Annotated in this window: 17 protein-coding genes and 1 pseudogene; 15 read left to right on the forward strand and 3 right to left on the reverse strand. The window is 27.5% G+C overall.

Going from position 1 to position 14,083, the window contains the following annotated elements:
- The first annotated feature begins 2 nt into the window (after positions 1–2).
- From B2W91_RS07410 to B2W91_RS07420, 3 genes are read left to right on the forward strand one after another with little or no spacing between them, the layout of a single operon-like run.
- Positions 3–776, forward strand: coding sequence for a ParA family protein (locus B2W91_RS07410; RefSeq protein WP_291579757.1), 774 nt, complete (start codon positions 3–5; stop codon positions 774–776).
- Positions 776–1,627 carry a ParB/RepB/Spo0J family partition protein gene (locus B2W91_RS07415; RefSeq protein ID WP_291579758.1) on the forward strand — a complete coding sequence of 284 codons (852 nt, stop codon included), beginning with the start codon at positions 776–778 and terminating at the stop codon, positions 1,625–1,627. The genes B2W91_RS07410 and B2W91_RS07415 overlap by 1 nt, the downstream gene beginning before the upstream one ends.
- 36 nt (positions 1,628–1,663) lie before the next feature.
- Positions 1,664–2,167, forward strand: coding sequence for a DUF4446 family protein (locus tag B2W91_RS07420; RefSeq protein WP_291579759.1), 504 nt, complete (start codon positions 1,664–1,666; stop codon positions 2,165–2,167).
- A 306-nt stretch (positions 2,168–2,473) separates the two neighbouring features.
- Here B2W91_RS07420 and yyaC read toward each other — a convergent pair.
- Positions 2,474–3,086, reverse strand: a pseudogene (gene yyaC / locus B2W91_RS07425) (spore protease YyaC).
- 203 nt (positions 3,087–3,289) lie between these two features.
- The gene (locus tag B2W91_RS07430) at positions 3,290–4,438 is read right to left on the reverse strand and encodes an aminotransferase class V-fold PLP-dependent enzyme (RefSeq protein WP_291579761.1); all 1,149 of its coding nucleotides are present in this window, start codon (positions 4,436–4,438) and stop codon (positions 3,290–3,292) included.
- Between the two features lie 232 nt (positions 4,439–4,670).
- Between B2W91_RS07430 and yedF the strand changes: the two genes are divergently transcribed.
- Together yedF and B2W91_RS07440 are read left to right on the forward strand one after the other, a co-directional pair.
- Complete coding sequence (gene yedF / locus B2W91_RS07435; RefSeq protein WP_291579763.1) at positions 4,671–5,264, forward strand: sulfurtransferase-like selenium metabolism protein YedF; 594 nt, start codon at positions 4,671–4,673, stop codon at positions 5,262–5,264.
- Between the two features lie 18 nt (positions 5,265–5,282).
- On the forward strand, positions 5,283–5,534 hold the full coding sequence (locus B2W91_RS07440) for a DUF3343 domain-containing protein (protein ID WP_291579765.1): 252 nt from the start codon (positions 5,283–5,285) through the stop codon (positions 5,532–5,534).
- Between the two features lie 429 nt (positions 5,535–5,963).
- On the opposite strand, the gene B2W91_RS07445 is transcribed toward B2W91_RS07440, so the two are convergent.
- Positions 5,964–6,140 (reverse strand): DUF6440 family protein, encoded by a 177-nt coding sequence (locus B2W91_RS07445; protein ID WP_291579767.1) that lies wholly within the window; start codon positions 6,138–6,140, stop codon positions 5,964–5,966.
- Between the two features lie 429 nt (positions 6,141–6,569).
- On the opposite strand from B2W91_RS07445, the gene B2W91_RS07450 reads away from it, so the two are divergent.
- The 10 genes from B2W91_RS07450 (at position 6,570) to rplI (ending at position 14,061) form a co-directional block, all read left to right on the forward strand.
- Complete coding sequence (locus B2W91_RS07450; RefSeq protein WP_291569096.1) at positions 6,570–6,761, forward strand: DUF951 domain-containing protein; 192 nt, start codon at positions 6,570–6,572, stop codon at positions 6,759–6,761.
- Positions 6,762–6,937: 176 nt separating this feature from the next.
- Positions 6,938–7,225 carry a 30S ribosomal protein S6 gene (gene rpsF / locus B2W91_RS07455; RefSeq protein WP_291579769.1) on the forward strand — a complete coding sequence of 96 codons (288 nt, stop codon included), beginning with the start codon at positions 6,938–6,940 and terminating at the stop codon, positions 7,223–7,225.
- Positions 7,226–7,239: 14 nt separating this feature from the next.
- Positions 7,240–7,674, forward strand: a complete 435-nt coding sequence (locus tag B2W91_RS07460; RefSeq protein WP_039634470.1) for a single-stranded DNA-binding protein — start codon at positions 7,240–7,242, stop codon at positions 7,672–7,674.
- Between the two features lie 20 nt (positions 7,675–7,694).
- Positions 7,695–7,940, forward strand: a complete 246-nt coding sequence (gene rpsR / locus B2W91_RS07465; RefSeq protein WP_414633113.1) for a 30S ribosomal protein S18 — start codon at positions 7,695–7,697, stop codon at positions 7,938–7,940.
- Between the two features lie 276 nt (positions 7,941–8,216).
- Positions 8,217–8,987: a hypothetical protein gene (locus B2W91_RS07470; protein ID WP_291579770.1), complete on the forward strand. Its 771-nt coding sequence runs from the start codon at positions 8,217–8,219 to the stop codon at positions 8,985–8,987.
- Positions 8,988–9,127: 140 nt separating this feature from the next.
- On the forward strand, positions 9,128–10,006 hold the full coding sequence (locus tag B2W91_RS07475; protein WP_291579771.1) for a hypothetical protein: 879 nt from the start codon (positions 9,128–9,130) through the stop codon (positions 10,004–10,006).
- A 272-nt stretch (positions 10,007–10,278) separates the two neighbouring features.
- Positions 10,279–10,596, forward strand: a complete 318-nt coding sequence (locus B2W91_RS07480; RefSeq protein ID WP_039634480.1) for a MazG-like family protein — start codon at positions 10,279–10,281, stop codon at positions 10,594–10,596.
- An 11-nt stretch (positions 10,597–10,607) separates the two neighbouring features.
- Positions 10,608–11,606, forward strand: a complete 999-nt coding sequence (locus B2W91_RS07485) for a DUF2232 domain-containing protein (protein WP_291579772.1) — start codon at positions 10,608–10,610, stop codon at positions 11,604–11,606.
- Positions 11,607–11,617: 11 nt separating this feature from the next.
- Positions 11,618–13,618: a DHH family phosphoesterase gene (locus B2W91_RS07490; RefSeq protein ID WP_291579773.1), complete on the forward strand. Its 2,001-nt coding sequence runs from the start codon at positions 11,618–11,620 to the stop codon at positions 13,616–13,618.
- Positions 13,618–14,061, forward strand: coding sequence for a 50S ribosomal protein L9 (gene rplI / locus B2W91_RS07495; RefSeq protein WP_291579775.1), 444 nt, complete (start codon positions 13,618–13,620; stop codon positions 14,059–14,061). The genes B2W91_RS07490 and rplI overlap by 1 nt, the downstream gene beginning before the upstream one ends.
- The last annotated feature ends 22 nt before the right edge of the window (positions 14,062–14,083 follow it).

Genomic DNA, 14,083 nt, shown 5'->3' on the forward strand with positions numbered 1-14,083 from the left:
CTATGAAAGTTATATGTGTATTTAATCAAAAAGGTGGCGTTGGAAAAACAACTACTAACATTAATCTTTGCTCTTACTTGGCGATGCATGGCAATAAAATACTAGCAATAGATATAGACCCTCAAGGGAATACTACAAGTGGATTAGGGTTTGATAAAAGAAAATTAGAATTATCTATGCATGATGTATTAACTACTGATATTTCATTAAATGAAGTAATTAAGAAGTGCGAACTGGTAGACAATTTTTATATGGCACCATCAACTATGACTTTAGCAGGTGCAGAGGTTGAACTAATTAACAAAGCCAGTAGAGAAACAATTTTAAAGGAAAAAATAAAAGAGTTAGAAGAAGATTTTGATTATGTATTTATAGATTGCCCACCATCATTAGGATTATTAACTATCAATGCATTGACAGCATCTGATAGCGTGTTAATTCCTATTCAATGTGAATTTTATGCTTTAGAAGGTGTGGGACAACTTATGAATACTGTTGAGTTGATAAAAAAATCTCTAAATAAAAAACTCCAAATAGAAGGAGTTATTTTAAGCATGTATGATAGTAGGACAAAGTTAAGTAATGAAGTTGTTGCCGAAGTTAAGAAGTATTTTGGAGATAAAGTTTATGAAACTTCAATTCCTAGAAATATTAGATTAGCTGAATCACCAAGTTTCGGATTACCAATAATGCTATATGATGACAAGTGTAAAGGGGCTGAAGCATTTGAAAAATTGGCAAAAGAATTTTTGTCAAAGCAAAGGAGTGATAAATAGTGGCAAAAAAATCTGCTTTAGGGAAAGGTCTCAGTGCACTTATTCCAGAAAACATCGAAGAAGAAGTTTTTGATGAAAAATCTATTACTACAATTTCTATGAATCTTATAAGAGCTGATAAAGAACAACCAAGGAAAAATTTTGATCCTGATAAAATCTTGGAGCTTTCAGAATCTATAAAACAACATGGAGTAATACAACCTATTATATTAAGAAAAGAAAATGATACTTATGTTATAGTAGCAGGAGAAAGAAGATGGAGAGCTGCAAAAACTCTAGGATTAAAAGAAATTCCATCTATAGTTATGGATTTAACTTCTAAAGAAGTTGTGGAAATATCTCTTATAGAAAATATAGTTAGAGAAGATTTAAATCCTATTGAAGAAGCATTAGCTTATAAAAGATTAATAAAAGAATATAATCTAACACAAGAAGAAATAAGTAAAAAAATATCTAAATCGAGAAGTGCAATTGCTAACTGTATGAGATTATTAAATCTAGATAATAGGGTTCAACAATATATAATTGAAGGAGTAATTTCAGAAGGACATGGACGGGCTATACTTGCTATCGAGGATAAAAATCTTCAATATGAAATTTCACAAAAAGTTATAGATGAAGAGCTTAATGTAAGGCAAACTGAAAAGTATATAAAAAACTATTCAATAGAAAAGAAAAAAAGAGATTATAAAAATTTTAATCCTTATTATAAGGATTTAGCAAGCAGATTAGAAAATTATTTTGACACAAAAGTAAGCATAAACTCTAAAAATAAGAATAAAGGCAAGATAGAAATTGAATATTATTCTGAAGAGGATTTACAACGAATTTTAGATTTGTTAGAGTTATAATGTTTCACGTGAAACAATGAAGGAAGGATGAAGATAATGGACAGAATTATAAACTTTATCAGTGAGTATCAGTTATATATTACTCTAGGATTAATAGCATTAGTTACACTATTGATTATCTTATTAATTAATGCACTCATATCATTAAATAAGGTAGAAAAAAAATATAGAAGAATGATGAGAGGCGTTAATAATAAAAATCTTGAAGAACTGTTATTAAGTTATCTTGATTCTATTGACGATATTAAAGAAAAAAATGACGAAGTAATAAAAATTTGTAATACAACTAAAGCATTAACTGAATCATGTATTCAAAAGGTATCTATTATAAGATATAAAGCTTTTGAAAATATAGGTAGCGATTTAAGTTATTCAGTTGCTTTCTTAGATGCAAATAATAATGGAGTACTATTAACAAGTATTTACGGAAGAAATGAGAGTACTACATATGCAAAACCTATAGACAAAGGTATTTCAAGATATGATTTATCAGAGGAGGAAGAAAGAGTATTACATCAAGCTATGAATACTGAAATTTAATAATAAGATGTTTTTAAAAATAATTAGTATTATATCATAAGATTAGAAATATAAACAACTATCATGGATTTAATGGTTTATTAAAAACATCTTTATAATCTTAACTGATTATTTTCTATTAGATAACTAAAAGGTTATTAGTGTTTTCTCTAATAACCTTTTTTCATATCTATATGTTTCACATGAAACATAATATTAGGGATACAATGCAAAAACTTAAAGTAAAAAGAGTATGTAGCAGGTGGAAATTAGGAGTTTCTTAGTATTAAGAAAATTTTATGGAATGCTACATACTCTATAATTTAACTATATTTCAATCTTTTTTAAAACATTATCTATTTTACTTTTACCTTCTATACTAGAAAACTTCTTACCACCTATAGCTTTAAGAATACAATGATAGATTCCACTAGCTATAACATCAGCTAATTTCATAACTATGTATAATCTTGTATTTTGAAGCACCATAAATTCAAGTGACCCAGAAATATTTACTATTCCAGTTATACTTAAGTCTCCTACTGCTGGTAAGTCTTTATTAAGTGCAGAGCCAGGGTTTAAAGGTTTCGATTCAATGATTACCTTACCTACATTAGGTAGTGAACCAAGAGAGGCATCTACAGCTATAATAAAGGCATTTGGATATAATGTATTAATATCTTCCATTGTTTCCACAAGATTTTTGGCATGAACAGGATTTTCTAAATTGCCATATATATGAACTCTATTTCTTACTAAAAATTTTAATTTTTCTCCTACTAGAGGTCCGAGGCTATCACCAGTTGATCTATCAGTACCAATACATAAAACTACAATATCTCTATTTGACTTAATTATTGGAATGACTTCCTTTATTAATTNNACGTATGTTATATATGCAATCGTGAGATAAAGAATCGAATATCATTTTATTTACCATACACAACCCTCCTATTGTAATTATTACCAAAAGAGGAGGGTTATATACTTCGAATTCATATATATTTTTATTTAGGTATTTATTATGATAGTCTGTTTCACTGCAAGTCTTTTATAAATAGTTGCTACAATTTATAAAAAGCAAAAGGAAGCTTTAGCTTCCCTTAATCGTGCATAGTTAGATATTAAAATTTGTTATAGGAATTAATTGATCACCTTATTGATGCAATCTAAAGTATAATTTACATCTTTTAAATCATTAAAATACCCAAAACTAAATCGGATAGAGCCATTAGGATAAGAACCTACTGCTTGATGTGCTAATGGAGCACAGTGAAGCCCAGTACGAGTTATAATGCCATATTCAGAATCTAGTATAAATCCTAGTTCACTATTATCCATTTTTTTAGAGTTTAATGATATAGTTGAGGTTCTATTTTCTATATTTTGCTGACCATATATTATTATGTCTTTCATATTTAATAAACCATCAATAAATTTATTTGCTAAATATTCCTCATGTTCTTTTATGGTATGTAATCCTTCATTATTTATAAATTTAATACCTGCTAATAATCCAGCAATAGCTGGTGCATTCATAGTACCACTTTCAAATTTATCTGGCATAAATTGCGGTTGACTAACACTTGAAGAAAGGCTTCCTGTACCACCTTCAATTATTGAAATGCACTCTGAGTTAAATCCATCATCAATTAAAAAACCACCAATCCCTTGAGGACCTAATAAACTTTTATGACCTGTAAAAGCTAATGCACTACAATGTAAATCTTCAAAATTAACATCTATAGCTCCTGCACTTTGTGCAGAATCTACTATAAAGTAAATATTCTTTTCTTTGCAGAGCTTTCCAATTTCCTCTAAAGGTTGAATACTTCCTACTACATTGGAGGCATGAGATAAGATAATTAGTTTTGTGTTATTTTTAATTTTATTTTTTAACTCTTCAATATTTATAAAGCCATTTTGCGAAGCACCTATTATATCTAGTTCTATAATATTGTTTTCTTTTAATGTATGTAATGATCTTAAAGTACTATTATGATCCATAACAGAAGTTATAACATGCCATCCTTTTTTTACAGAGCCCTTTATTAGCATATTAAGTGAGTATGTAATATTTGGTGTAAAAATAACATTTTCTATTTTATTAAAATTAAAAAATTCCATTAAAGCTTCTCGCGCTTCATAGATTATTTTATTCCCCATAAGTGATGAACTTGAAGCACCTCTACCTACATTAGAACCAATTTTAGTCATATAATTAAGCATAGCATTGTATACGTTTTGTGGTTTAGGATGAGATGTTGCACCATTATCTAAATAAACTTTCATTCCATGACCTCCTAAAGGATAAGATATATTCATTATTTAAAAAGTTAATCAAAATATTTTATCTATTTACATTTTAAATATTACATTAGTTCTTTTGTTTGATATAATAAATTTAGCTTTTATAAGCTTTATATTAATATAACACAAAATTAATTAAAATTGGAAATGTATAAATTGATATTTAAAGAGTAATAATTTATATAAGACTAGAAAATAAATAGGGGGAGTTATGATGAGTCATATAATAGATTGTAAAGGACTTAATTGTCCTCTACCAGTAGTAAATACTAAAAAATATTTTGATACTATTAAAAATGGGGTTTCAACAACTATAGTCGATAATGAAATTGCTAAGAATAATGTTGTTAAATTTGCAGAAAATGCAAATTTACAGGTCAATGTGTCAGAAAAGGATAGTTTATATCATGTAACAATCACAAAGGGTGAAGGCCAGTTAGAAAATTTTAAAAATGAGGAAAGCTTTGAAGTAAATGAAAAATTTACCATTGTTGTTTCAAGTGATAAATTAGGAAATGGAGATGAAGCTTTAGGTGAAGCTTTAATGAAAAGCTATTTATTTGCTCTTTCAGAGGCAGATATAATTCCTAATAATTTAGTATTTTTAAACAGTGGCGTAAAATTAGTAGTTGAAGGTTCTTTAGTTTTAGAAAGTATTGATAAACTAAAAGAAAGAGGCGTTAGTATATATAGCTGTGGGCTATGTCTAGATTTCTATAAAATAAAAGATAAAGTTCAAGTTGGAGAAATAACAAATATGTATGCTATTGTAGAAATGATGAATAGTAGCAAGACAATAAAAGTATAAAATTTAGGAGGTAATTTATTGGACACTTATTATATACTAGTATTTAATAACACCCATGAAGCTATGAAAGCAGAAAGTGGATGTGTTGAAGCACAAATTAAGGCAACAATGATGCCAACACCTTCTTATATAACTAAAAGCTGTGGAATAAGCTTAAGAGTTGATGAGAATGGGTTTAGCAGTATTAAAGAACTGATAAATGAAGAAAAAATTAATGTTAAAAGTATATTTAAAAAAGATGATAGTTTTTATACGGAAGTTCAACTTTAATATAGATATCTTCAAAGATAGCTAGTTAAGGTATATTTTATGCAGTATGTAATATGTATAATGTACTAAAAGTCACTATTTAAATTTTATAATTTAGATGGTGACTTTAATTTTTAGATTATGTTTTAATATAGTGCTAAAATATGATAAAAAATTATAGCCCACATTGTTCATCTATAATTCTCAATATAAGAAAGTTTCTAGATAAACTATATAAAACTTATAATGTAGCTTATAAATTTAAGTATTATTTTTCTTAGTTATGTATTCTATCCTCTTCATCTTTTAGTTATTTATCTTATAAAGATAAACTTATAAATAAAATATTATGTAATTTTTATAATAAAAACCTATGCCTTAATATGAATTTTGGCATAGGTTTTATAGTTATTTTAGTGCTGCTCAATAATATATGAGTAGTATAAGCAATTATTCATTTTTAGTTATAATTGGTTTTCCTTCAGAATCTAATAACACCGTCAATCCGCCAGAAGTACCATTACTAATATATAAGTAATTTACTCCAGTTTCTTTATCAACTATTACTTTATAATTTTCTAAAGTTCCCTGTGTAGATATAACTTCGAACCTTTTAGCTCTTTTCATGAATTCACCCCCATAATTAGACTATTAAGTTTTTTAAAAGTTATTATAACTGAAAATATAAGTTTGCATATATTTCATACTAATAAATTTATAGTTACCAATATATCCAAATGTCTTATATAAAAGACTAAAAATATAACTTAAAACGGATGAAGATATTATAAATGAATTTAAAAACCTTTATAAGATATCAAATAATAAATTTAATCAAGTGTTTAAATCTATAACTTGTGATAATGGCTATAAATTTGCAGAACTAGTAGCTATTTAGAATGACATAAAGACTATAGTTTATTATAATAGTATTGATTTTTTATTTATTTTGTATAGTATAATAAATCTAGAGAAGAAATTTTAATATTGTAATTTAATTTGTTTTTCTATATGAAAACCATTAAAAATTAAGAGAATAGAAGGGATGATAATTTTATGAAAGATTTTGATATAAATGATATTGTTGAAACTAAAAAAACTCACCCTTGTGGAAGTAAGAGATGGAAAATTATAAGAATGGGTGCTGATATAAAAATAAAATGCCTAGGATGTGAAAGAATAATTATGCTTCCTAGAAGTAAATTTGAAAGTTCTATAAAAAAGGTAATAAAAGAAGGCGAAGAATAAATGCGGTTATTTATGGGCTATAATTAAATAAGTTGCTAAATAGGTAGAATTTTCTACAAAAAATAATTATTATTTATATTTTACTTGATTTTTTAATTTTAAACTGGTAAAATATATTGATGTAATCCCTGCTGTGTATAGCACAGCCGTTAGTCCGAGGGGAGGAGGTGAAACTAATGAGAGCATATGAAACTATATTCATATTACACCCATCATTAGACGAGGAAGCTGTTAAAGCTAATATCGAAAAATTCAAAGGTGTAATAGAGAACAATGGTGGAGAGATCGAAAATGTTGACGTTTGGGGTAAGAGAAAGCTTGCTTACGAAATCAAAAAAGTTAACGAAGGTCACTACACTCTAATCAACTTCAAATCAGAAGCTGACTTACCTAAAGAGTTAGATAGAGTATTCAGAATCAATGACACTGTTATAAGACATATCATAATCAATCCAGAAAACTAGTAGGTGGTGTTTTTATGAATAAAGTTGTTTTAATCGGAAGATTAACAAAAGACCCAGAGTTAAAATTTACTCCAGGTACAGGAACAGCTGTAACCACTTTTACTGTTGCCGTTAATAGAAGATTTAAGAAAGAAGGTCAACCAGAAGCAGACTTCATTCCAGTAGTGGTTTGGGGAAAGCAAGCTGAGAGCACTGCTAATTACATGAGTAAGGGTAAACTTATAAGTGTAGCTGGCAGAATAGAAACTCGTTCTTATGAAGCTAAAGACGGTACAAGAAGATATGTAACTGAAGTTGTTGCTGATGAAGTTCATTTCCTTGAATGGGGAGAAAAATCATCAGATATGAATACAAGAACTAACAATTATGACCACGGCGGATTCCCACAGGATGATCTTGTATCAAATGATATAACTCCTATGGATGATGGCGAGGACATTCCATTTTAATAGGTAAGGAGGAGAGCGTAATGGCAATGGATCGTAAAAAAGGCGGAAACAGAAAAAGAGCTAAAAGAAAAGTTTGCTCATTCTGTATAGATAAAGCTATAGCTATTGACTATAAAGACATAAATAAATTAAGAAAGTACGTTACAGAAAGAGGTAAAATATTACCAAGAAGAATTTCTGGAAACTGTGCTAAACACCAAAGAATGTTAACTGTAGCTATTAAAAGAGCTAGAAACATAGCTTTATTACCATTCACAACAGAATAGTAAATAAAGTAAAGCAGCAACCGAAAGGAAGCTGCTTTTGTTTTATGTTTAAATATATTAATCTTATTTTTCTCTGTCAAAATTAACGCAGTATAGGTGATGGCTAAATTGTTGATTTTAATTAATATGCAAAAAATTGTCTTTATTTAAAAAAGTAATGATATAATTTAATTAGTTTAAATTTGCTGAAAATTATCAAAATTCTACAGATTTAAGGTAAAAAGAGGCAACAATAAAAATACTTGTTGTCTATAAATTTTTTAAGGAGGATAAGTATTGAATACAATAGTAAACCTGTATAATCAGGTAAGAAGATACTGTATATATAATATTGCCTTTTTGGAAAACCGAAGTTCTGAGCTAGGGAAAAAAAATATTTATAGATACAATAAAACAAAAGAATTTGCTTTTTATCAAGCTGAAGAATACAGTAATACAAATTCAAGAAAAGGAATATTAGAGCTTATATTAAATAAAATTGAAAAAACAATGCCTAAAAATTTTAAAACAATAGAAGATATGAAAAAACATACTATATACATCATAGAAGATTCAAAAATTAATGAAGATGAATACATTTTTAAGCCGTATAAAACCTATTTAGAAAAAGCAGTCTATAAAGCTGTAGAGGATGAAAAACAAAAATTAAAAAATTTCATAACATCTTTAGATGAAGAAAATCTTCAAAATGCTAAACCGTTATTTTATAGAAAAGTTCTCACTGAAGAAGAAGGTAAAGCAATTGAAAAATCCTTAAGGGAAATCTATAGAAAATTAACTTGTGATGATAAAGATATATTGTATGGCAATTGTCTTTATATAGATAAAGAATTACCACCACAGATATTAAGAAATATATTTATTAAACGAGGTATAAAGAAATTATATGGGATATATGCAGGTAGAAAAATATATAGAGAAATTGATGTTTCTATATTTGATCCCTATGATGAAGGTGAAAGTGATAGGTATTGGTCTTCTAGTGACATGGATTGGGTGATTTCTGCTAACCATGAAGGGGATATATATATTTGCGGCAGCGGTTAATAGATGCGATTATTTCAGAGGTACCTAACACTCAGAATATGTTAAATAAGTATGTAAATCTATAACAATATTAATATGTATTAATGAAATTATTTTTATATTCAGTAAAAAGTTATATAAACTTAAAAGGGGGAAAAGCATTGAATATAATAACTAATTTACATAAGGAATCTAGAAGATATTGCATTTATCATGGCGCATTTTGGTTTAACAAGTATAGTCATTTATTTAATAGTGTTGATCATAGATATTTTAGAACAAGGAATTATGTAGAATACGAGCTTGAACCATTAAATGATTCATTAGCTAGAGAGAAAATTTTAAGCACTATACTAAATGAGATTGAAAAAACTATACCAGAAGATTTTGAAACAATAAAGGAATTAAAAAAGTATATTGTGTATTCTTGTGAAAATGCATATATAGATATAAATAGTTATTGCATGCATTCTTATTCATCTGGAAAAGAAGAAATAATGCATAAAGCTGTGGAAGAAGAAAAAGAGGAATTTAAAAGTTTTATAATATCATTAAATGAAAAAAGACTAAGATATTCAGAGCCTTTATTTTATAGAAGAGTTTTAAAAAATGAGGAAGCTGAGGAAATAAAAAATCGTATAGTAGAATCTCGTAGAAATTTTCGCAGGAATGAAGATCATTCATTGTTTGGTGATTATTTTTTTATAGATAAAAAGGTCACACCTAAAATTTTAAGAAACATACTTATAAATCATGGAATAAAAAAGGTATATGAAATAGATACTCATAAAGAAACACATTTTGAAATAGATGTTGATATGTTTAATCCTTATGGGAAAGTGAAGAACATAGATACTGATATAGGTAATCCATATGAAAGAATAGACAGAGAAAAGTTTTTTTCTTCTAGCGATATGGATTGGGTAATTTATGCTGATCATGAAGATTATATAAGGATTGATGGCAAATGGTTGATAGATGATATTATTTCAAATGTGCCAGAGGTTAAAAGTATGCTGAATGAATACATTCATAAATAAAATATTGAGAAAAATAAGGCAGATGCCGAAAGGAATCTGTTTTTATTTTTACATAGAAATTAATTTTAAATATGGAGTTGTAGGTTTAATTTGAATTTTATAGTATAATATAAACCATAATATGTAAATGGATATAATATACTAATTAATTTGTAAAATATATTTATATAACTTTATAAATTATAATAAAATGCTCCTAATGTCAATATCTTATTGCATAAATATTGAAAAAAAACTAAAATAGACTTATAGCTTAGGAAAGGGTTGGGGATATGAGAAAAGAAGATTTTAATATCATGTCTAGTGTAAAAATTATTGAAAATTTAAAAGCTGAGCTGTTATGTGTTATAGGGGATTTTTTTAAATTGCTAAGTAAAGGTAGCAACGTAGCTCAAGATGCTATTTTAGATTGCATTTCAGGCGCAATAATAATATTGTATATGTTAGCAGAAAGGCTAGGATATTCTCATTTAGCAGTAGATGAGAGTATGAAAAGAAAGCTTAAATTAGGAATAGTTGAAGAAGATAGCTTAGAAAGAGAAGGAAAAGATTTAAGCAAGCTTTACAATCATTTAAAAGAGAGAAACTAACGGAGGAAAGAATGAAAGATCAGAAATATAGCACTAAATCTATAATGGAAGCAGCATTTATGTCAGTATTTATAATTATTCTAATTATTATTACAGCATATGTTCCAGTATTGTCTATAGTTGGAACAGCACTTCTTCCAATACCAATTACCGTACTTTATTTAAGACAAAATTTTAAGACTACTATTAGCTGCATTATAGTTAGCATCATTTTAACTTGCTTTGTGATAAATCCTATAGCAGCAATTACAGCTGCATTAGATTACGCTATCGTAGGTTTAACTTTGGGATATTGTATTAAGTCAGAAAAAAGTTCATATTTTACTCTAATAGCGTTGATTTTATCAGGAATTTTATCTACTGTATTAACTTTATTATTTACAATATGGTTAGTTGAAAATAAAAGTATAATGGGTTTCTTAAATGAATTTTTTATAACTACATCACAATATATGAATGAATCTTTAGAACTTACTAAAAAAGCTTATTTAAACATGGGAATTCCTGAGGAAAATCTTGTGTTTGTAGATCAAATGAAGAAGCTTTTAACTAAAGATGTTATTGTAGGATATATTCCTATAGTTATAGCAATTTATAGCTTTATTTCTGCCTATATTAATATGACTGTTAGTAGGGTAGTTTTAAGCAGATTAAAAGAAAAATCAGTTAATGTTCTTTCTTTTACACATTTTTATATAACTAATTTGTTTGGAGCATTGTTAATAGCTTTAGTTTGCATATCAATTATTCTTCAATCCAAGGGAATAATAAGTGGTGACTATTTATTTATAGCAACATCTGGATTGGCTATGATAACCTTTATGATAAATGGTGTAGCAACAATTAGCTATTATTTAATTCATAAAAAGAAGTTTTCCAAGACTTTAACCTTTATTATAATAATATTTACTTTTTTCTTAAAATTGACGAATATATATGTCTTAGTAGGAATAGGAGAAATGTTTTTAGATTTTAGGAAGCTAGATCCATATAGAATATTAAGAAGGTAAGGGAGCTTTATATGAAAATTAAGGAAGAAAATTATAGTTATTTTACTAATAATAATAAGCTTTATATGGTTGTAATAGCTTTGTTTATACTACTATTGTTTTTGTTAAAGCATTACGAAATAGCTTTAATTTCATTAGTGTTTTATTTAATATTAGTTGTGTATAATGTAAAGAACTCAAAGGTTAAAAACTATGAGTGGAAAAAATTTATAGAAAACATATCTTCTAAGATGGATGTAGCTACCACAAGTACACTTTCAAACCTGCCATTTCCATTAATAATGGTAAGTGGAAAAGGAAATATACTTTGGTATAACCAAAATATTTCTGTAAAGCTTAATGGAAAACAAATAATAGGTGAAAGCATAAAAGATATTGTAAAAGAATTTAATGTAAAGCAAATATTAGAAGGTAAAAAAAATTCTTATAAGGCAGTAAATATTGGAGATGACTATTATGATATTCATACCAATGTAGTAGATACTGAGCTTTCTCAAAGTGAAAATGATAAAATAATACTTTTATATTTTTATGATGTAACTGAAAAAATTAAGTTAATAAAAGATATTAGCGATAATAAAGAAAGTGTCATATTAATTGAGGTAGATAATTTAGATGATGTGATAAAAAATACAGCAGAAGATAGCGCTCCTCAGCTTAGAGCAGATATTGAAAGAACAATAAATAGTTATGGTCAAAATCTTAATGCTATGATTAAGAAATATCAATTTAATAAATATGTGCTTACTGTTCAAGATAGATATATTGAAAAAGAATTAGAAAAAAAATTTGATATTTTAGATAATATTAGAGAAATAAATGTTGGAAATAAATTAGCAGTAACATTAAGCATGGGGATTGGTAGAGGAGGAAGTACTCCAGCCCAAAATCTAGAATTTGCAGAAGCTGCAAAAGATCTAGCTTTAGGTCGTGGCGGAGATCAAGCAGTTGTAAAAAGTTTTGAAAAATTATCTTTCTATGGAGGAAAAACTAAGGAGATAGAGAAGAGGACTAAAGTAAGAGCTAGAGTAATAGCTCATGCACTACTTGAACTTATAAACGAAAGTAGTAATGTTTATATTATGGGACATAAAAATCCTGATCTCGATTCTATAGGAGCTGCTATAGGATTATACAGTACTGTAAAATCTATAGGAAAAGAATGTAATATTGTATTAGACGAGCGTAATAATTCAATTAAAGAGCTATTAGCAAGACTAGAAAAAGATGACAATTACAAAGAAACTTTTGTTAATATTGAACAATGCTTAGATTATAAGAATGATAAAAGTATATTAATTTTAGTTGACGTTCATAACGAAAGCCATGTACTATCAATGGATATAGTAAATAATTTTGAAAGAATAGTAATTATAGACCATCATAGAAAGGCTAAAGATTATATTCAAAATACTTTACTAAGCTATATAGAGACTTATGCATCTTCAACTTCCGAATTAGTTACAGAAATTCTACAATATATGGTTGAAAAACCATCATTAAAACCAGTAGAAGCAGTAGGACTTCTTGCGGGAATTTGTTTAGATACTAAAAATTTCCACTTTAAGACTGGAGTTAGAACCTTTGAAGCAGCAGCCTTTTTAAGGAGGCTAGGTGCTGATACTACTGAAGTTAAAAAGATTTTTAGTGAGGATTTAAATCATTATATCTTAAGAACAGAGATAATGAAAAATGCTAAAATTAATAATGGATTAGCAATTGCACAGTGTCCACCAGATATAGAAAATACTGTATTAACTGCACAAGCAGCGGATGAACTGCTAAATATTACAGGTATCCAAGCATCCTTTGTTATTGTTAAAATGGGATTAGATGCATATATTAGTGCAAGGTCCCTTGGAGATATAAATGTGCAAGTTATACTTGAGTCCTTAGGTGGTGGTGGTCATTTAACAATGGCTGGTGCTAGGATAAAATCTGTAACTTTAGATGAAGCTGAGGAAATGCTAAAAGAAGCTATAGATAAATACTTAAGGGAAGGTGAAAAATAATGAAAGTTATATTATTAAAAGATGTTAAGGGAGTAGGTAAAAAGGGAGAGGTAATAAATGCATCAGATGGATATGCAAGAAACTTTTTATTTCCTAAAAAATTAGCTCAAGAGGCAAATGATGCTAATATGCATATTTTAAATAAAAAGAATGAAACTGAAAGAAAGAAAAAGTTAGCTGAAATAGAGGCAGCTCAAAAATTAGCAGCAGAGCTTAAAGATAAGGAAGTTAAAATAACAGCTAAATCTGGAGATAATGGAAGATTATTTGGAGCTATAACAAGCAAGGATATAGCTACAGCCTTAAATAAACAATACAATGTAGATATTGATAAGAAGAAAATAGTAACGGATACAATAAAAACTATGGGAGCGTTTGAGATAGAAGTAAAGTTATATCCTGAGGTATCTACTAAAATTAAGGTTGTTGTTAGTGAACAGTAGTAATTTTATAAACTGAAGGGAG

It is taken from the genome of Clostridium sp. UBA6640, from assembly GCF_002455975.1.
Lineage (GTDB): Bacteria > Bacillota > Clostridia > Clostridiales > Clostridiaceae > Clostridium_J.